Annotated in this window: 16 protein-coding genes; 7 read left to right on the top strand and 9 right to left on the bottom strand. The window is 73.2% G+C overall.

Translation table 11 applies throughout. The annotated features are described in order from the left end of the window. Positions 1–163 precede the first annotated feature (163 nt). Both RB608_RS21860 and RB608_RS21855 read right to left on the bottom strand, forming a co-directional pair. A complete protein-coding gene (locus RB608_RS21860) occupies positions 164–1,792 on the bottom strand; it encodes an acyl-CoA dehydrogenase family protein (protein ID WP_308090177.1) in 1,629 nt (542 codons plus the stop codon). A gap of 4 nt (positions 1,793–1,796) precedes the next feature. Beyond that, complete coding sequence (locus RB608_RS21855; protein ID WP_308090176.1) at positions 1,797–2,843, bottom strand: crotonase/enoyl-CoA hydratase family protein; 1,047 nt, start codon at positions 2,841–2,843, stop codon at positions 1,797–1,799. A gap of 55 nt (positions 2,844–2,898) precedes the next feature. Here RB608_RS21855 and RB608_RS21850 point away from each other — a divergent pair, with 55 nt between their 5' ends. Beyond that, a complete protein-coding gene (locus RB608_RS21850) occupies positions 2,899–3,630 on the top strand; it encodes a PaaX family transcriptional regulator C-terminal domain-containing protein (RefSeq protein WP_308090175.1) in 732 nt (243 codons plus the stop codon). On the opposite strand, the gene RB608_RS21845 is transcribed toward RB608_RS21850, so the two are convergent. After that, positions 3,588–4,172: a hypothetical protein gene (locus tag RB608_RS21845; protein WP_308090174.1), complete on the bottom strand. Its 585-nt coding sequence runs from the start codon at positions 4,170–4,172 to the stop codon at positions 3,588–3,590. The two genes, RB608_RS21850 and RB608_RS21845, sit on opposite strands and share 43 nt — an antisense overlap. A 64-nt stretch (positions 4,173–4,236) precedes the next feature. Between RB608_RS21845 and RB608_RS21840 the strand changes: the two genes are divergently transcribed. Further along, positions 4,237–4,830 carry a TetR family transcriptional regulator C-terminal domain-containing protein gene (locus RB608_RS21840; RefSeq protein WP_308090173.1) on the top strand — a complete coding sequence of 198 codons (594 nt, stop codon included), beginning with the start codon at positions 4,237–4,239 and terminating at the stop codon, positions 4,828–4,830. Between the two features lie 119 nt (positions 4,831–4,949). Then, on the top strand, positions 4,950–5,519 hold the full coding sequence (locus RB608_RS21835; RefSeq protein WP_308090172.1) for a Uma2 family endonuclease: 570 nt from the start codon (positions 4,950–4,952) through the stop codon (positions 5,517–5,519). A 21-nt stretch (positions 5,520–5,540) separates the two neighbouring features. Here RB608_RS21835 and RB608_RS21830 read toward each other — a convergent pair whose 3' ends face one another. From RB608_RS21830 to RB608_RS21810, 5 genes are all read right to left on the bottom strand, one after another. Further along, the gene (locus tag RB608_RS21830) at positions 5,541–6,230 is read right to left on the bottom strand and encodes an SWIM zinc finger family protein (RefSeq protein ID WP_308090171.1); all 690 of its coding nucleotides are present in this window, start codon (positions 6,228–6,230) and stop codon (positions 5,541–5,543) included. Beyond that, a complete protein-coding gene (locus RB608_RS21825) occupies positions 6,230–9,010 on the bottom strand; it encodes an SNF2-related protein (RefSeq protein ID WP_308090170.1) in 2,781 nt (926 codons plus the stop codon). The genes RB608_RS21830 and RB608_RS21825 overlap by 1 nt, the downstream gene beginning before the upstream one ends. Before the next feature lie 36 nt (positions 9,011–9,046). Beyond that, complete coding sequence (locus tag RB608_RS21820; RefSeq protein ID WP_308090169.1) at positions 9,047–10,267, bottom strand: hypothetical protein; 1,221 nt, start codon at positions 10,265–10,267, stop codon at positions 9,047–9,049. A 104-nt stretch (positions 10,268–10,371) separates the two neighbouring features. Next, positions 10,372–12,447 carry a hypothetical protein gene (locus RB608_RS21815; RefSeq protein ID WP_308090168.1) on the bottom strand — a complete coding sequence of 692 codons (2,076 nt, stop codon included), beginning with the start codon at positions 12,445–12,447 and terminating at the stop codon, positions 10,372–10,374. Positions 12,448–12,708: 261 nt separating this feature from the next. Beyond that, complete coding sequence (locus RB608_RS21810) at positions 12,709–15,051, bottom strand: DEAD/DEAH box helicase (protein ID WP_308090167.1); 2,343 nt, start codon at positions 15,049–15,051, stop codon at positions 12,709–12,711. A gap of 159 nt (positions 15,052–15,210) precedes the next feature. Between RB608_RS21810 and RB608_RS21805 the strand changes: the two genes are divergently transcribed. Further along, positions 15,211–15,420 carry a type II toxin-antitoxin system VapB family antitoxin gene (locus RB608_RS21805; protein ID WP_308090166.1) on the top strand — a complete coding sequence of 70 codons (210 nt, stop codon included), beginning with the start codon at positions 15,211–15,213 and terminating at the stop codon, positions 15,418–15,420. Then, positions 15,414–15,815, top strand: a complete 402-nt coding sequence (locus RB608_RS21800) for a PIN domain nuclease (RefSeq protein WP_308090165.1) — start codon at positions 15,414–15,416, stop codon at positions 15,813–15,815. The genes RB608_RS21805 and RB608_RS21800 overlap by 7 nt, the downstream gene beginning before the upstream one ends. A gap of 277 nt (positions 15,816–16,092) precedes the next feature. Here the strand turns inward: RB608_RS21800 and RB608_RS21795 are convergent, their stop codons facing one another. Then, positions 16,093–17,709 carry a helix-turn-helix transcriptional regulator gene (locus RB608_RS21795; RefSeq protein ID WP_308090164.1) on the bottom strand — a complete coding sequence of 539 codons (1,617 nt, stop codon included), beginning with the start codon at positions 17,707–17,709 and terminating at the stop codon, positions 16,093–16,095. Between the two features lie 121 nt (positions 17,710–17,830). Here RB608_RS21795 and RB608_RS21790 point away from each other — a divergent pair, with 121 nt between their 5' ends. Together RB608_RS21790 and RB608_RS21785 are read left to right on the top strand one after the other, a co-directional pair. Next, positions 17,831–18,436 carry a hypothetical protein gene (locus RB608_RS21790; RefSeq protein WP_308090163.1) on the top strand — a complete coding sequence of 202 codons (606 nt, stop codon included), beginning with the start codon at positions 17,831–17,833 and terminating at the stop codon, positions 18,434–18,436. 75 nt (positions 18,437–18,511) lie between these two features. Further along, positions 18,512–19,111, top strand: a complete 600-nt coding sequence (locus RB608_RS21785) for a hypothetical protein (protein ID WP_308090162.1) — start codon at positions 18,512–18,514, stop codon at positions 19,109–19,111. The last annotated feature ends 1 nt before the right edge of the window (position 19,112 follow it).

Genomic DNA, 19,112 nt, shown 5'->3' with positions numbered 1-19,112 from the left:
CAGCCTCAACGCCCGGCCACGCCCTACTCTTGACATGCAGACCCCAGCCCAAGCGCTGGACCGGCTGCTGACCAAACCGGCAGCAGCCTAGGAGTTGCTTAGACCGCTTGACCTTGCCGCTGGATCGGCGACGAATTCGGTAGTTGAACCGCACACAGGCCGGTCAGAAGCCCGGCTCGGTGCGCTCCAGGATCGGGGCGAGGTCGAGGCCGGCGGGCAGGGTGCCGAAGGCGCTGCCCCAGTCACGGGCCAGGCGGGTGGCGCAGAAGGCGTCCGCGACGGCGGTCGGGGCGTGGCGGATCAGCAGCCCGGCCTGGAAGACGACGGCGATCTGCTCGACGAGCCGGCGGGCGCGCAGCTCGATGTCGTCGAAGTCCGTGAGCTCCTTCTTGAGCGAGGTGACCGCGTCGTCGTAGCGGGCGTCGGCGCCGAGGGCCAGCTCGGCCTCGCCGAAGAAGGCGTCGAGCGACTCGGGCTCACGGCCGATGGCACGCAGGGCGTCGAGGGCAGCGACATTGCCGGATCCCTCCCAGATCGAGAGGAGCGGCAGCTCGCGGTAGATCCGGGCCAGGTCGAAGTCCTCGATGTAGCCGTTGCCGCCCAGGCACTCCAGGGCCTCGTTGGCGAGGACCGGGCCGCGCTTGCAGACGTAGTACTTGGTCGCGGCGAGCGCGAGCCGGCGCAGGGACGCCTCTCCCGCATCCCCCCGCACAGCACGGTCGTTGGCGCCCGCCAGCCGCATCATCGCGGTGGTGGCGGCCTCGGACTCGACCGCGAGGTCGGCGAGGACGTTGCGCATCAGCGGCTGGTCGACGAGCAGCTTGCCGAACGCCGAGCGGTGCCGGGCGTGGTGGGCGGCCTGCACCAGTGCGGACCGCATGCCCGAGGCGGATCCGATCACGCAGTCGAGGCGGGTCATGTTGACCATCTCGACGATCGTCTTGACCCCGCGGCCCTCCTCGCCGACGAGCCAGCCGACGGCGTCGTCGTACTCGATCTCGGACGACGCGTTGGACTTGTTGCCGAGCTTGTCCTTGAGCCGCAGGAAGCGGATCGGGTTGGCTTCGCCGCCCGGCAGCACGCGCGGGAGCAGGAAGCACGACAGCCCGCCCGGCGCCTGGGCGAGGGTGAGGAACAGGTCGGACATCGGCGCCGAGGTGAACCACTTGTGGCCGACGATCCGATACGAGCCGTCGACCTGCGGGCGCGCGGTCGTCGTGTTCGCGCGTACGTCGGACCCGCCCTGCTTCTCGGTCATCGACATGCCCGCGATCAGGCCGCGCTTGGTCTCGGGGTCGCGCAGCCCGAAGTCGTACTCGCGGTTGGTGAGCAGCGGCTCGAAGCGCGCGGCGAGCTCCGGGTTCGCGCGCAGGGCCGGGACGACGGCGTACGTCATCGAGATCGGGCAGCCGTGGCCGGCGTCGACGTTCCAGGAGTAGAACTTCGCGGCCCGCGCGACGTGGGCGCCCGGGCGGTCGTCGGCCCACGGGGCCGCGTGGATGCCGTGGGAGACAGCCGTCTCCATCAGCCGGTGGTACGCCGGGACGTACTCCACCTCGTCGACCCGCCGGCCGTAGCGGTCGTGCGTGTGCAGCCGCGGCGGGACCCGCTCCGCGAGGCGGCCGAGCTCCATCGCCTCGGGGGTGCCGGCGAGTCGGCCGACCTCCTGGATCCCGGGCAGCGCCCAGCCGGCGCCCTCGCGCTCGATCCCCTCGAGCAGCGCGGGGTCGGCGGAGGTGTCGTGGCCGGTGAGCGGCGGGACCTGGTTGAAGACGTCGTGGGTCGTGGACATGTCGCTACCCCTTGCGGTCGGTGCGGTCGGTGCGGTCAGTGCGGTCGGTGACGTTGCTGGTCGAGGGACCCCCGTCGTCGTACGGCGCCGCGTCGCGCTCGCGGACGGCCTGCCGGAAGCCCGCCTCGGCGGCGCGCTGCTGGAAGCCGTAGCCCTCGCGGGTGTGGCGGGAGATGCCGTCGAAGACGGTGCTGATCAGCTGGCTGTTCTGTACGCCTTGGGCGAGCAGGGCGGAGTTGAGGGCGAGCTTGACCATCATCAGCTGGTTGAGGGGCATCGCGGCGATCCGCTGCACCAGCCGCTCGGTGCGCTCGTCGAGATCCTCGGGCGCGGGCGCCTCGATCGCCAGGCCCCACTCCGCGGCCTCGCGGCCGGTGAGCGTGTCTCCCGTCAGGAGCAGGCGCTTGGCCCGCTGGTCGCCGAGGCGGTGCGCCCACAGCCCCGCGGAGGGCACGCCCCACACGCGGGTCGGCGGGTAGCCGATCTTGGCGTCGGCGGCGATGACGATCTGGTCGCAGTGCAGCGCGATGTCGGTGCCGCCGGCGACGCAGAAGCCGTGGATCTTGGCCACGGTGGGCTTGTTCGCGTGGAGCAGGCTCGCGAAGCCCTTCGTGAAGCGGCTCATCATGGCGTAGTCGACCATCGGGTCCCAGGTGCCGGCCGGGTCGTGGTTGAGCATCTGCACGGTCGGGTCGAGCACCGTGCCACTCCGCGACGCGGCACCGGTCATGCCGCCGTCCATCAGATGCTCCGCACTGGCGGCGAGGTCGTAGCCGCCACAGAAGCCCTTGCCGCGACCGCTGAGCACGATCACGTGCACCCGCGGGTCGAGGTCGGCGCGCTCGACCGCGTCGGCGAGCTCGACCGGGGTGTCCGGCGTGATCGAGTTGCCCTGCTCGGGTCGGTCGAAGGTCAGCCGCGCCACCCGGTCGTCGACCTCGTAGGTCAGGGTCCGGTACGCCGGAGCCTCGTCGGACAGCGGCGCGGCGGCGCGGTAGGGCGACTCGTCGCCCTCGGTCGCGGAGCGGCGCCACGGTGCTTCGTCGGCCATACGACGATGTTACATATCGCTCCACAATCGTGTCTAGATGTGTAGCATTGCCCGCATGGAGGAGATCGCCCCGCTGTCGGCGCGCTCGGCGATGCTGAGCCTGCTGCTCGGGTCGCACCCGGACCGGATGTCCGCCGCCGAGCTCGTCCGCGCCGGCGAGCATTTCGGCATCCCGCCCACGACCGTCCGGGTCGCGCTCACCCGCGCCGTGGCAGCGGGAGACCTGGAGCGGGACGCCGACGACCCCCGTCAGTACGTCCTCGGCGAGCGGCTCGCCGCCCGCCAGCGCCGGCAGGACGAGGCGGTCCTCGACGCCGAGACCGCCTGGGAGGGCACCTGGGAGATGGCTGTCGTCGTGGTCACCGGCCGCACCGGCGCCGAGCGCGCCGCACTGCGCGAGCGGCTGACGTCGTACCGGCTGGCGGAGCTGCGGGAAGGCGTGTGGACCCGGCCCGCGAACCTCCGTCGCCCGCAGGAGTACGCCGACGAGACGGTCCTCATGACGTTCGCGGCCACGCCCGGGGAGGATCCCGCGCGCCTCGCCGCCGGCCTGTGGGACCTGGCCGCCTGGGCCGGGGAGGGCCGGCGTCTGCTCCGACGCCTGGAGCGGACGACCGCCCCCGCACCGCGGCTGGCGGTCGCGGCGCACCTCGTGCGCCACCTGGCGGCCGACCCGCTGCTGCCCGCCGCCCTGCTGCCCACCGACTGGCCGGCGGCCGCGATGCGGACCGCCTACGCGGCCTATCAAGACGAGCTGCGCGAGCTGGCGCTCTCCGCCTCCCTCTGATCGACCCGACGTGAGGTGGGCAGCTCCCAGAGCGGCCCGAAGAGGAACCAGAGGCCGACGAGCGTCCACGGCGGCCGGATCCAGTCGAGCAGGACGCCGTCCTGGTCGCCGTCCGCGACGAGGGCGACCAGCCCGAGCATCACGACCGACGCGATGACCGCGGCGAGCACGACCCGGAACCACTCACGCCACAGCGCCGCCATCCGCTCCGGGCCGTGCTTGGGCAGCTTGACCGGAGCCGGGCCGTCGGCGAAGCGGTGCGCGAAGCGGACGTCGGCCCAGCGCACGATCGCGGGGCCGAAGGCGATGGAGAAGCCGAGGTAGATCCCGGCCAGCCCGTGCGTCGTACCGGCCTCGGCGCCGCGGCGCAGGTCGGCCGCGACCGCGATGACGAGAGCGAGGTCGAGCAGCGGGATCAGGGCGAGGGTGACCGTGCTCGCTCGGCGTCGGCGGAAGACGTAGCGCAGCGCGAGGCCGAGGCCCAGCAGCACCCACAGGCCGATCTCGGAAGCCGCGATGAAGCCGGCGACGAACACGGTCACACTCCTTTCGTAGCACGAGCATGCCAGAACCAGGACAGTAGCACGATCGTGCTAACATCAAGACATGCCGCGAACGATCGACCACGACGAGCGGCGACAGCTGATCGGCGAGGCGGTGTGGCGGCTCGTGCTCCGCGAGGGCGTCGGCGCGGTGTCGCTGCGGACCGTCGCCGCCGAGGCCGGTCTGGTCCTCGGCTCGCTGCGACACAGCTTCCCGACCAAGGCCGAGCTCCTCGCCTTCGCCATGCGCCTGGCGCACGAGCGGGCCGCAGCCCGCGTCGCCCGTCACCGCCGGGTGCGGGACCCGCGGCGCCGGGCCGTCGCCGCCCTGCGTGAGCTGCTCCCCCTCGACGACGAGCGCACCGTCGAGATGCACGTGCACCTCGCGTTGCTGGCCGAGGGCCCCCGGCACCAGGAGCTGACCGCGCTGGCCGACGACGCCCAGGAGGCGATCCGCGCGCTGTGCCTGCAGTGCCTCACCGATCTGCGCGACGCCGGCCAGATCGCTGCCGATCGTCACCTGGGGCGCGAGACGACCACCCTGCACGCCCTCCTCGACGGTCTCGCCCTGCACGCCATGCGCGACCCTCGGCTGCGGCGCGCGGCCACCCGGGCCCTCGACGACCACCTCGACGCGCTGGCCCGACCGCTCCCCTGACCGCCGACTGCCGGGGTTCTCCACAGGTCCCCGATCAACGGTGGCGAGGCCACTCCACAGCAGCCAGCATGGCCCCATGACTCTCGGAAATCCCACGGAGGTGAGGCACCATGGTGGTCATGACCAGCCTGTCGCCGGATGCGGACCTGCTGGCGGGGATCCCCGTCGGTCGAGCGCTGACGGCGTTGGACGTCGCGGAGCTGACCGGCGAGGGCGCCCGCTATGAGCTCATCGACGGGGTGCTGACCGAGATGGCCGGCTGCTCCCCGGAGCACCAGGACGTCGTCATGCACCTCTCGGCACTTCTCTTCGGGCTCCGACCGCCCGGCCTGAAGGTGCTGCCAGCTCCGTTCGACATCATCGACAATCAGACTGCGGTCCAGCCCGACATCGTGGTGATCACAAAGAAGCCTATCGCCGCGCACGGCTACGTCGAAGGCCCACCGCTCCTCGCGGTCGAGGTGCTCTCGCCGAGCACCGCCCTCTACGACCTCAACACCAAGTTCAAGCGCTACGAGCGAGCCGGCGTCGCGTCGTACTGGGTGATCGACCCCGTCCGGCTGCGCCTGATCGCCTGGGAGCTGCGCGACGGCGCGTACGTCGAGATCGCCGACGTGACGGGGGACGAGTCCTGGTCCGCCGAGCTGCCCTTCCCGGTGACCATCACGCCGGCCGATCTCGTCGACTGACCCGGCGGATGATCGGGCGGCTCACACCAGCCCGTCGGGCAGCTCGGCGCCAGCCTCGAACAGCGGCAGCAGGCGTGCTGCACGGACCGCCGCATCGACGACGAGCTCGACGTCGTCGGCGAGGTCGGCCGAGACTGGGGCGTCGTCGGTGGCGTCCCGCGGGGTGATCGTGCGCGCGTGGAGCTCGGCGAGCAGCAGGTCCCGGCCGACGCCGCGCAGCGCGAGGAGCACCAGCGGGTCGGCGTCGACCAGCCAGCCGGCCTGGATCAGGACCGCGACGGCGTGCGGGCAGGGGTCGAGGTAGTGCGGGCAGGTGCAGGTCGCCGCCAGCTCACCGCCGAAGGGCAGCAGCTCGACACCGACCTCCTCGGCATGCTCGACCAGGTCGTGCGGGAGGTTGCCGGCCAGCAGCTCGGCGATCCGCCCGGACTCGGCGGCGACGACCTCGACCAGCGCCGTCCGGGCCGCGTCGTCCAGGACGGGGATCGTGATCTCGACCGTCCAGGCGTCGTCGCCGTCGCGGCAGGCGGCGAGCAGCCCGCCCGGCTCGATGCTGATCGCGCCGACGTCGCCGCGGCGGGCATGGGTCCGTCCGGGACGCAGCTCCGCGTCGGAGTACGCCGCCTCCTCGACCGCGCGCTGCCAGGCCTTGCCCCACCACGAGCGGACGCCGCGGACGGGCCGGGTCTGGCGGGTGAAGGTGGTCCGCATCAGCCGGTGGTCCTCCGCGCCTCGCGACGCAGGGTGACCAGGTCGCGCAGCTCCTCGTCGCTGAGCTCGGTCAACGCGGCATCGCCCCGGGCGAGGACGGCGTCGGCCAGCCGGCGCTTGCGGTCGAGCAGCTGGGCGACCCGCTCCTCGATGGTGCCGCGGGTGACCATCCGGTGCACCTGGACCGGTCGGGTCTGCCCGATCCGGTACGCCCGGTCGGTGGCCTGCTCCTCCACCGCCGGGTTCCACCAGCGGTCGAAGTGGACGACGTGGTCGGCGCGGGTCAGGTTCAGTCCGGTGCCCCCCGCCTTGAGCGAGAGCAGGAACACCGGGACACCGGGACCGTCCGGGCCGACGGGCCCGTCGGCGCCCTGGAACCGCCGCACCATGGCCTCCCGCTGGGCGACCGGGGTGCCGCCGTGGAGGAACTGGTGGGGGACCCCGAGCGCGGTGAGGTGCTGCTCGATGAGACGGGCCATGGCGACGTACTGGGTGAACACCAGGACGGCGCCGCCCTCGGCGAGCACGGTCGCGACCAGCTCCTCGAGCAGCTCCAGCTTCTCGGAGCGACCGGCGAGCCGGATCGCGCCGGACTGCTTGAGGAACTGTGCCGGGTGGTTGCAGATCTGCTTGAGGCCGGTCAGCAGTGCGAGCACCATGCCACGGCGGGCGTCCTCGTCGGCGCGCTCGATCCGCGCCATGGTGTCCCTGACGAACGCCTCGTAGAGCACCACCTGCTCGCGGGTCAGGCCGAGCAGGTGGTCGGTCTCCGTCTTGGGCGGCAGTTCGGGCGCGATCCCGGGATCCGACTTGCGGCGGCGCAGCAGGAACGGGCCGATCAGGTCCGCGAACTGGCGTGCCTTGGTCGGCTCCGCTCCCGACTCGATCGGCGCGCCCCAGACCCGGCGGAACGCCTGGCGGCTGCCGAGCAGGCCGGGGACGCACCAGTCGAGGATCGACCACAGCTCGGTCAGGTCGTTCTCGACCGGCGTGCCGGTCAGCGCGACCCGGGCGCGGCTGGTCAGGCGTCGCAGCGCGCGCGACGTCGACGTCCGGGAGTTCTTGACGTGCTGGGCCTCGTCGGCCACGACGATGTCCCAGGTGAGCCCGGCGAAGGTGTCGATGTCGCGGCGGAGCGTGCCGTAGGTGGTCAGCACGAAGCCGCCACGCAGGCCCTGGAGCGAGCGAGCGCCGCCGTGGAAGCGGCGGACGGGGATGCCGGGCGCGAACCGCTCGATCTCCGCCTCCCAGTTGCCGAGGAGGCTGGCCGGGCAGACGACGAGGGTCGGGCCGCCGTGGGACAGGCCCTGCTCGAGCCGGTGGAGGTGGAGCGCGATCAGGGTGATCGTCTTGCCGAGGCCCATGTCGTCGGCGAGACAGGCACCGAGCCCGAGCCCGGTCAGATCGGCGAGCCAGGTCAGCCCGTGGCGCTGGTAGCCGCGCAGCCGGGCGGCCAGACCGTCGGGCTCAGGGAGGGGCGCGCGGGTCGCGGCCGCGAGCAGCTGCTCGCGGACCTGCAGGAGGCTGGCGCCGACGACCACCTCGGTGCTCGCCGACGGCACGTCGCCCGTCGTGGGCAGCTCGGTGATCCCGGCGAGCGCGGCGGCCAGGGCCTGGGCGCCCGTGGCCTTGCGGATCAGCCGCCTGCGGGCCCGCGCGGCCGTCGTCGGGTCGACCACGGTCCAGGCGCCACGCAGCTTGATCACCGGGCTGGCGGCCTCGGCGAGCTCGGCCATCTCGGCGGTGGTGAGCGCCTCGCCATGGAGGGAGACCTGCCAGGAGAAGGAGAACAGGCCGTCGGTCGAGAACGGGCTGTCCTGCAGCGGCAGCTCCGGGTTGCGGCCCGTCCCGTCGCGACGTTGGTCGAGCACGGCGCGCGTGGTCAGGTCCGGGCCGAGCGAGCGTGGCCAGTGCACGTCGACGCGGGCGTCGCGCAGGGCACCCACATGGTCGAGCAGGCTGCCGATCTCCGCGCCGTCGAGGGTGAGCTGGTCGGGTACGGCGAGCGCGAGCAGCCGGTCGAGGACCGGCCACGCGTCGGCGGCGGCCCGCAGCGCGATGCTGGCGTGCACCCGGGCCCGGCTCCCGAAGCCGTGCTCGGCGGGGCCACCGGTCCACAGCAGGGCCGCGTCGCGGACATGGAGCGGGTCGCGCTCGTCGTGGACCTGGAGCACCACCCGGACCGTGCCCGCGACGAGCTCCTCCTCGTCGGCCTCCACCCGCAGGGAGACCCGCACCAGCTCGGGCAACACGGTGTCGTCCGCGTCCCGGTCCGGTCGCTCGTCGCGGCGCACGGCCAGACGGCGACGGACCCGGTCGGCGAAGTCCTCGGGCCGGGCCGCCGCGGCGGCCGGCTCGGCGACGCGGGCGCGGCGACCGCTCGGGGCCGCGCGCGGGAGCGTGCCCGCGACCGCGTCCAGCATGCCGCGGACCAGTCCGGCCGCGTCGGCGACGGGGAGGTCGTCGTACGCACGGGCGTGGGCGAGGCGCTCGACCGCGTCCTGGTCGTGGGGCTCCAGACCGTGGACCCGCCACGTCCGCCCGGTCGGGTCGGGCACGACCTTGCCCGCGGCCACCAGCCGCAGCCCGAGCAGCGCCGCGCCGCTGAGCAGCTGGACGCTGGGGTGGGCGTCGGCGTCGGCTCGCGACCGGCTCAGGACGGGCAGTGCCGCGCTGACCGGCAGCGCGACCCGACGCGCGCCGTCGGCGTCGGTGAACTCGATGGTCGCCGGGTCCCCGGCCCGGAAGGTGGCGGGGCCGGTGACGGGAACGAAGCTCACAGGGGGAACCTAACCCGGAGTCCCTACTCGGGCGTGCTACCCCAGGGCACTCCCGGTCCGGCGACCGCGCACCCGGGCGAGGAGGACTCCGGCGAGCAGCACCAGGCCGCCTGCCGTCGCCGCCGTCGCGGCCCACCAGGTCGGGTGCTCGACAGCGAGCGCCACGGACGCGAGCGGGACGCCGAGCGCCGGCATGGCGATGGCGAGCAGAGAGAAGCCGGAGTGGTTGGACACCGCGGCGGCCAGCGCCCACAGCACGGCGAGCAGTCCCCCGAGCACGACCACCCACCACACGTCGGACTCCTCGAAGCCGCCGCCCGCCCCCAGGCCGGAGGTCACATCGCCCGTCTCGCGGTCGAGCATCATCGACATGCCGCCGAAGACCCCCGCGAAGAAGCGCATGACGGCGAAGGACCCCAGGATCCCGAGGAAGCCGACGAGGCCGAACGCCCCGACGGCCACGCCGGAGACGGCCCTGCTCGGCAGGGCCCAGCCGAGCAGGGTGACGACCACGACGAACACGGCCACGAGTACCGCGGCGGTCACCTGCGGATGGCCGTCACCGATGCTGTCGGCGACCACGTTGTCGAACGCGACGCCGTAGATCAGGGCGAGACCGAGGATCGCGACGACGACGAAGGCGGCCCGCCGGGCCGCGAGGTACCCGATCACGGCGAGCGCGACCATCGTGCCGCCGATGAGGTAGGCGACCCAGTCGTCGTCGCGGTCGATCCCGATGCCGATCATCAACGCGGTGGCGCCGATGCCGACGACACCCGGCCAGGTGACGACCTCCTCCCGGGCACGGCCGCCGGCGCGGCGGTCCGCGAGAGCCCCGAGGACGGCGATGACGAGCAGCACCGCGGTCGCGCCGAGGCCGACGCCGTAGTTGGACCAGTCGAGATCCCCGCCGTCGCGGGCGCGGATGGCGCCGACGAGCACCGCGGCGCCGAGCAGGCCGGTCCCCAGCGCGACCACGCCGCCGGTGCTGCCCGCCCGGGTCGCCCGGGTCGGGAACTCCGGCTCGATCGGGCCCGGGAGACCGGTCCCGACGGGCGGCGGGGGCGCGTCGCCCGCGCCGCGGTCGTCGGTGGCGGGATCGGGGTCGGTGACGATCGCCCCGGCCGGGGGCGTCAGGCCGGCACCGGACGCGGTGGACGGTGCAGCGCCCGGCGCGGTGGACGGAGCCGGCGGCGCGGCCGGCGGCCCGTCGGCGGGGTGCTCGGGGGTGCCGTTCGCGGGAGCGTCGTCGGTCATGCTTTCGACTCTAGGTCGGTTCGGCGCCCGATCGCGGGAGGTGAGGCCCACCGCCCGCGATCGGGCACCCGTCAGCTGCCGGTCAGCTGCCGGTCAGCCGCCGGTCAGCCGCCGCAGACCACGCCCGCGGTGGACTCGCCGATCGCGATGTCCAGCAGGTTGCCCGGCAGGTCGAGGAACACCGCACGCTGCGTGACGGTGTTGCCGGTGCGCACCTGCTGGTTGATGGACAGCGAGCCCACGACCAGCGGGATCGTCAGCGGCTTGTCGCCGACCGCGATCGTCTTGCCGTTGAGGGTCAAGGTCGCGAGATGCGACGAACCGGCGACGTCCGCGGCCACGCAACTGCGCAGCTGGGAGCGGGCCTCGCTGTGCACACCCGACACGGTCAGCGTGACCAGCCCCGGCAGACTCACGCTCGCGTTGTCGACCGTTGCGGTCGCCGTCGCCAGACCGGCGCCCGTGGTGGTCGTGCCGGTCAGCACCCCGGTGCTCACCGTGCTGCGCAGTAGCGGGTTGAGCAGTCCGCCGAGCAGGCCCGGGTTCACCGCGAGACGCTCGTTGATCCGCAGCACCCTGCGGTCGTCGGTCGCACACGGGCTGGTAGCCGGATTCGCCGTCCCGGGGGTCAGGTTGAGCAGCGACAGCGGCGTACCGCGGCACAGCCCGACGGTGGCGACGACCTTGTAGGTGACCTTCGTCGTCGTACTCAGGCCCTTGTCGTCGGTGCCGGTCACCGTGAACTCGTGCTCCCCCGGGGTCGAGGTGTCGATGTTCTCGCCGTCCGGGACCGGGCCCTCGCAGGATGCGATGGTGCTGTCCGGAGAGGTGCAGGAGTACGCCGCCGGCACCTCCTGACCCTCGAAGTAGACCTCGCCGTCACCTGGTCCCTCGACCTCGACGACCGGCGGGTTCGGCGGCTTCGGGCAGCCGGTCACCGTCTGGGGCAGACCCCAGCTGTTCGAGACGCCGGCGGCCAGCGGGAAGCCGCCGATGACCAGGCCGGGGTCCGTGGCGTCGGGGGTGTTGACGACGCTGAGCGTGGTCGCGGCCCGGTTGGCGACGTACATCCGGCCGTCGGGAGCCCGGCGGACCTGGCCGCCGTTGCCGATCCCCGAGAGGTTCTCGACGGACGCGGCGACGTCGGCGGAGGTCGCCGCACCGTCGAGCCGGTAGCGGAAGAGGTGCGCACCGCCGAAGATCTTGGTCGCGTAGACGTAGTCGCCCTCGGGGGAGAAGTCCGCCGAGTAGCCGTTGCTGCCCGTGCCTGAGCCGGTGGGCAGGTCCCAGCTGAACTTCTCGGTCAGCACGCCCGTGGCGCCGTCGACGTCGAGCACCCGGACCTGCGAGCGACCGGTGCTGGAGCCGGTCATCTGCACGACCTGGCTCAGGTCCCGGCTGATGTTGAGGGTGCCGTACTGGTTGCCGTTGGCCGTCGACAGCGTGCTGGCGACCGCCGTGCCGGACACCGGGCCGTCGCCGTCGAACTCGAAGGCGAGGATCTCCGGCGCGTTGGCCTTCGTCGACAGCACCCAGAAGCCGTCGCCGGTGGCATTCGGCACGGCGGTGAGCGCCTCGCTGCCGTCGTCGGATCCGCCGAGGGGCACGTTCTTGACCGAGGTCACGGCGCCCAGGCCTCCGTCGAGGCTCATGTCGACCTTGCTGTAGTAGAGCTGACCGTCGCCGCCCACCTCGGACGCGCCCGTCGTGGTGACCACGAAGTACGTGCCGGGGTTGGTGATCGATGGGAAGGACGCCACGGTCTGCGTGGCCGAGGCGTTGATCAGCAGGCCGCTGCCGTTGGGCATCACCTGGTTGTCGCGGTTGAAGATCGTCGAGCCGTTCGACCAGAACAGCAGGTTACCGGTGGTGTCGGACACGACGGTGGATCCCTCGACGGTGGATCCCGGGACCCGCACCGCAGTGGCGGTCGTCCCGGAGACCCCGAAGTCGATGCCGCCGTTGTTGCCGAAGATCCAGTTGCGCTCGGAGGCGCGCACCTGCTCGGCGGTGCAGGTCTGGAGGGGCGCGGTGCCGGACGCGGCCGGCGGCGGGTCAGCGACGGCGGGCGCGCCGAGCGAGCCCGTGACGGTCAGGGCCGCGGCGGTGGTGACCAGCGCCGCGGCGATCGAGAGTGGCCGTCGCGCGCGCAGGCGGCGGGCCGGGTGGTGAGTACGCATCGCACTTCCTCGGTGAGATTCGGCTCGCCGCCTCGGTCCTCTCCTCCCCCGGCGATGTGGGGTCGGAGCCCCACGGGGAGAGGTCTATCGGCCCGCGAGGGACTCCGGCAGGCCCGCACGGACTTTTACCCCCCAACCTCACCCCGCGCTGCCCACTGGTCTGGACCAGTCCCGCACGGTGCGGAGCGGCGGGGCGTGGGAGGCCGGGTCACACCGAGGAGCCTGCTTCTCCCGAGGCGGCACCTGTTACGCGAGACACTCCTAGCCCGCGATGCCCAACACGAGCGGTACGACGCTCGCCGCGCCGGCGTCGTGGAGCGCCTCGGCCCCCAGGGTGAGCGACCAGCCGGTGACCAACCGGTCGTCGACGAGCAGCACCCGGGCGTCGCGCACCCCGTCGGGATCGTCGAGCCGGAGCGCGCACCGGCGGCTGACGGCGGCGACCCGCTGGGCGGAGTTGGTGGCGCCGCGGTCAGGACCGACCGAGGGGTCGACCACGGCCCACCGGCCGACGATCGGCACCCGGAGGAAGCGGGACAGCCCGGCGGCGAGGTCGGCGGTGAGCGTGGGCCGGCGCTCCGACTCGACCACCACGATCGCGTCGACCTCGGGCTGCCAGTCCTGGAGCATCGCGACCATGGCCCGAGCCAGCGAGTCGGGCACCGGGCCGTCCTGCGCACCGCCGGCGGCCGCGTCGGCCGGCGCCGCGAACAGCCCCCGCAGCGCCGCACCGTGGCCGAGGTCGGTGAGTCGGGCGATCGCCCGGCCCTCCGCGGCGGGCTGCTTGATCCGCCCGGACCGGCTGACGCCGATCGCGGCCAGTCCGGTCGGCCACAGTTTGCGCGGCTCGATCGGCACCCCCGGGCGGGCGATCCGCTCGGCGGCCTCCTCGACCGCCGCGGCGGACACCTCCGACGACAGACCGAGCCCACCGCAGTTGTCGCACCGGCCGCACCGCCACCCGGGGTCGGCCAGCACCTCCGGGTCGTCGAGCTGGCGGCGCAGGTAGCGCATCCGGCACTCGTCGCTGCGGAGGTAGTCGAGCATCGCCTGCTGCTCCGCCTGGCGCGCCGCGGCCACCCGGGCGTAGCGCTGCGCGTCGTAGGCCCACGGCTCCCCGGTCGCCTCCCAGCCGCCCTTGACCCTGCGGACGGCACCGTCGACGTCGAGCACCTTGAGCATGGTCTCGAGCCGGTTGCGGGACAGGTCGACGCGGGGCTCGAGGGCTGCGGTGCTCAGCGCCCGGCCCTCCTCGGCCAGCACGGCGAGGGTCTCGCGGACCAGCTCCTCGCGCGGGAAGGCGAGGGAGGCGAAGTAGGCCCAGATGTCGCGGTCCTCGGTCGCCGGCAGCAGCACCACGGTGGCGTCGTCGATCGCGCCGCGGCCCGCACGACCGACCTGCTGGTAGTAGGCGACGGGGCTGTTGGGTGCGCCCAGGTTGACCACGAACCCCAGCGCGGCGTCGAACCCCATCCCGAGAGCGCTGGTCGCGACCAGCGCCTTGACCTCGCCGTCGATGAGCGCCTGCTCGAGCGCGAGCCGCTCGGTCTGCTCGGTCTGACCGGAGTAGGCCGCCACCTGGTGGCCACGGGAGCGGAGGTAGTCGGCCACCTCCTGGGTCGCGGCCACGGTCAGGCAATAGACGATGCCGCTGCCGGGCTGCTCCGCCAGGTGGTCGGCCAGCCAGGCCAGCCGCTGTTCGGCGGTCGTCAGCCGGATCACGCCCAGGCGCAGGGACGCACGGTCGAGGGTGCCGCGCAGCACCAGGGTGTCGCCGCCGGAGACACGCTCGTCGCCGAAGACACGCTCGGCCGAGTTCAACTGGCCGGCAGCGTGGCGAGAGGCGACCTCCGGGAACTTGTTGGCTTGCTCGTCGCCGAAGACACGCTCGGCCGAGTTCAACTGGCCGGCAGCGTGGCGAGAGGCGACCTCCGGGAACTTGTTGGCTTGCTCGTCGCCGAAGACACGCTCGGCCGAGTTCAATTGCTCCGCCACGTCGTCGGTGACGCGCTGGTTGGCGGTCGCCGTGGTGGCGAGCACCGGGATCCCGGCGGGCAGGTCGCGCAGCAGCGTGCGGATGCGTCGGTAGTCGGGACGGAAGTCGTGGCCCCAGTCGGAGATGCAGTGGGCCTCGTCGACGACCAGCAGACCGCAGGTCGCGGCCAGCCGTGGCAGCACCTCGTCGCGGAAACCGGGGTTGTTGAGCCGCTCGGGGCTGACCAGGAGGACGTCGACCTCGCCCGCGGCGATCGAGCGGTGGACCTCGTCCCACTGCTCCATGTTGGTCGAGTTGACCGTCACCGCCCGGATGCCGGCGCGCTCCGCCGCCGCGATCTGGTTGCGCATCAGCGCGAGCAGCGGCGAGATGATGACCGTCGGCCCGCTGCCCTGCTCGCGCAGCAGCAGGGTCGCGACGAAGTAGACCGCCGACTTGCCCCACCCGGTGCGCTGGACGACGAGGGCACGGCGCCGGTCGACGACCAGCGCGGCGATGGCGGCCCACTGGTCGTCGTACAGCGTGGCGTCGGGGCTGCCCACGAGGGCACGGAGGTGTTGCTCCGCGCGGTCGCGGACAGCGGCGTCGGTCGGGGCCTCGGTGTCCATGTCCCGTGTCTACCAGCGTCGCCCGACACGGCCGCCCGCGCCTCCACAGGCAGGTCCCGCGAGCGGGGTCGTCCACAGGGCCGCGGCGAGCGGGAGCGCGTCGTCGGGCCCCTCGTCTACGGTCGGCACCACCCCGACCAGGAGGTGTATCGTATGTGTATGACACGCACCAACATCGACATCGACGACGAGTTGATCGCCCGTGTCATGAAGAAGTACGGCCTGAGGACCAAGCGGGAGGCGGTCGACCTCGCGCTGCGCCGGGCAGCGGGACCCAAGCTCACGCCGGAGGAGATCCTCAGCTACGAAGGCATGGGCTGGGACGGCGATCTCGACGAGATTCGCAACGATCCGGTCGAGACGTGGTGACCCTCGTCGACAGCTCGGTCTGGATCGACTACTTCCGCCGCCCCGGCGATCCGGGGAACGAGCCGCTGCGCGACCTGATCCGGCGCGAGGAGGTGGCGACGGCCGAGCCGATCGCCATGGAGCTGTCGATGGGGCCGACCGACGAGCTGGCCGTACGCCGGATCGAGCGGATCCTCGGCTCCGCCGTGGATCTCTCCATCGAGACCGAGCTCGACTTCCGCGCCGCAGCGGCCATCTTCCGCAGCGTGCGACGCACCGGACGCACGGTGCACTCGAAGGTCGACTGCCTGATCGCCGCCATCGCCATCCGCCACGACGTCCCGCTGCTCCACAGGGACGCCGACTTCGAGGCCATCGCTACCGTCACCGAGCTGCGGCAGCTGTCGCTGCTCTGATTTCCGGCATTTCGCTGACAGGCTCCGCAGCCTTCCTCTACGCTCGCTCACGCAACCGCAGGTGACCCGAGACGCCTGCGGTTGCACCCTTTTTGTTGGGCCGAGCGTGTCGCATACGGCGCTCGCCGCCCGGGGACTCGCTTCGCTCGCCCCGCGGGCTTCGCGTCGTGCCGCTTCGCGGCCATGCGCCACGCTGCCGGCCGTTTCTGCGCAGGCGGATCCGGACGCCACAGGTGGTCGTGGGGTATGTCACGGCCACTGGGTTCGCGGGCGCCGGTCAGGCGATCGACCACCAGATCCGGGCCAGCTCGAACCGCGATCCGGCGTCCCAGCGCAGCAGGACGTCGCCGACGTGCTTCTCCACGCCCTTGACCGAGATGCCGAGGTCGCCGGCGATCTGCTGGTTGGTACGACCGGCGGCGACGAGGGCGGCGACCTCGCCCTGGCGGGGGCTCAGCGCGGGAGCACTCGTGGCGGGCCCGACGGCGCCATCGCTCACCGCGGCGAGCAGGCCCACCCGGGTGGCGACACCGAAGGCGCAGAGCACCCGGGACAGGTGGGCACGGACGGTGCGCTGGGACAGGAACAGCCCGGCCGCGATCTCCTCGACCTCCTGGCCGGCGAGCACCGCGCGGGCGACCTCGGCCTCGCGCGCGGACAGGCCGTCCCAACCGGCCCCGGCGACCGGCGGCAGCCGACGCCCGGAGGAGGCGAGGGCGGCGCCGGCCGCCCGGCGGATGGCTCCGAAGCCGGCGCGGTCGCTCTCGGCGACGAGCATGCGCAGGGCGCGCGAGGCGGTGCCGAGGTCCGCACCGAGGATGCGGGCCCGCGCGAGCAGGATCTTCCCCTCGCCGGCCTCCACACCACGCTCGTCGGCGACGCAGCGCTCGATGCTCGGCGTGAGCAGCTCGATCGCCGTCCCGGCGTCACCGGCCGCGATCGCCACCCGGGCACGCGCGCGCTGGACGGTGGGCTCGGTGATCGGGTGCTCGGCGAGCTCCGCGAGCGCGGCGAGCCAGGCCTCGACCGCACCGCGGTCCTGCTCGAGGAGGGCCGCGTGCAGGAACATCTCGAAGCAGATCGCCCGGTCGATCAGGGTGCACCGGCTGAGTGCCTCGTCGGCTCCCGCGCGGAAGGCCAACGCCGCGGCACCGGCGACGTCGTAGAGCGCGATCGCTCCGTAGGAGAGCAGCAGCAGCGCGCCTCGGTCGATGAAGTCACGGGGCTCGGCGGGCACCTGGACGGCGATCGCCTGCGCCACCCGGACCCCGTCCTCGTCCCCGGCGTTGCCGCGCACCAGCACCGCCACCGCCTCGACGACGGGGTCGAGGCGGGTGCCCGGGACGACGGAGTCACGGACCTGACCGAGCAGCACGTCAGCCGCCTCGATCCGCCCCGAGAAGGCCGCGATCCGGGCCTGGCAGACCCACTGCACGGCGGCGAACGGATGGCCGGCCCACGCCAGGCCCCCGGGCGGCCCGAGCGCGTCCAGCTCGGCGGCGTCCCGGATCCGGGCACCGACGAGAGCGGCCTCGGCCGCGACGTACCGGACCGCCGACCACCAGCGCGACGCCGGGGCGTCCGCTGCGGCGAGCAGGTCGCGCAGCGCGGACGTGTCGGGCAGAGCGGCGTCGAGGTCGCCACCGGCGGCGAGCGTCACGGCTGCCAGGCACATCCCCCGGGCCCGGTCGTCGCCGGCGGCCGCGGCCAGGCCGGTGGTCGCGTGCCGGGTGGCGTCGGCGAAGTCCCCGAGCCAGAAGTCCGCTAGGGCGGCGAGGCCGTACGCCGCCGCGTCGCCTCCGAGCGCCACGCTCAGGGCCCGTTCCCGGGCAGCCTCGGCGGTCCCACCCGCCAGGTGCTCGAGCACCTCGGCGAGCAGGAGGTCGCGGTCCATGCTCCGAACGCTCCCACGGACCCGGCGCCGCCGGTGCGGATCTCGAATTACGACTGTTCCCTACCGACGCGCCCCGCCCCGGTCCGGGAGAGTCGTCGCGGCGAGAGACGAAGGAGCCGAGATGCGGCGTGTGGGGACGATCAGCGGACGGCTGCTCGGGTCGGTACTCGTGGTGGTGCTGGCGGCCGGGTGCGGCGACGACGGGGGTACGTCGTCCGGCCCGGCCCCGGCATCATCTCCCGCGACGGGCGCGGACGGCACGGAGGGGGCCGGCGATTCAGGGGGCGGCGACGACGGCGACGAGGCCGTCCTGCCCGTGTTCTGCGACCTGCTGAGCGCCGACCAGATCTCCGCCGCGGCGGGGGTCACGGTGACCACGAGCACTGGCCCGTTCGACGCCTGCGAGTTCGACCAGGAGGACCCGCGGGCCCTCAGCGGCTCTCTCGGCGCGGTCGATGTCGAGGCGGGCGGCGGCTACGAGGCCTACCAGTCCGGCTCGAAGGGCGCGATGGACGAGCCGGTCCGGCACGACCTCGACGGCATCGGGGACGCGGCGTACGTCGACATCGGCACCATCGCGGGCGGCGAGAACCTCCAGGTCGGGGGTGGCGCGCTCGTCGGCGGCACCGTCTACACGCTCAACCTGGCGCAGGGCACCGGCATGAGCGAGGCGGAGCTGGTCACCGTCAGCGAGAAGCTGCTGCGGCTCATGGTCGACGCCACCTGACCCCCTGATCCACCCACCCGGGCTCCGCCCGACCGGCACATCCGGCACATCCGACACCAGAGACCAGGAGCCGTCATGGCACTCCTCAGCAGATCCGGCATCGTCACCATCGCCGTGGCCACGGGCCTCGTCCTGACCGCCGGCACGGGCGGCGCGGTCGCGGGCGCGATGATCACCGGCAAGCAGATCAAGAACAACACGGTCACCACCAAGGACATCAAGGACGGCTCCCTCACCGGCGCCGACGTCGCCGACGGGGGCCTCGGCGGCGCGGACATCCAGGACGGCTCGGTGAGCCTCGCCGACCTCGCCGGCAGCACCCGCGACGGGCTGCTCGGTCCCCGCGCGTCGGGCCTGGTGCACAAGAACGTCACCCTGGACCACTTCCGTGGCCCGGCCGGGAGCACGGCCAGCGTGAGCCGCGCCGGGGCCGGCATCTGGTGCGTCACCGTCGCGGGCACGTCGACTCCGGTGAACGCGAACACCGCGGTGATGGTGGCGAGCCCGAACTTCGCCGACGACAGCACCAGCGACGGGAGCGATGTCCACTCCGTGATCGAGGTCAACGGTGGGACCACCGCCGGGTGCCCGAACGGCTTCCCGGTCTACACGTACTCGTTCGGTGCCGGCGCTCTGACGATCGCCGACCAGGGCTTCACCTTCGTCATCAACTGAC

Origin of the sequence: Nocardioides sp. LHD-245 (assembly GCF_030929495.1) — a bacterium.
Taxonomy (GTDB): Bacteria; Actinomycetota; Actinomycetes; order Propionibacteriales; family Nocardioidaceae; genus Nocardioides.
Note: the sequence above shows the minus strand (reverse complement) of the source record. Positions and strands in the feature narration are given on the sequence as shown.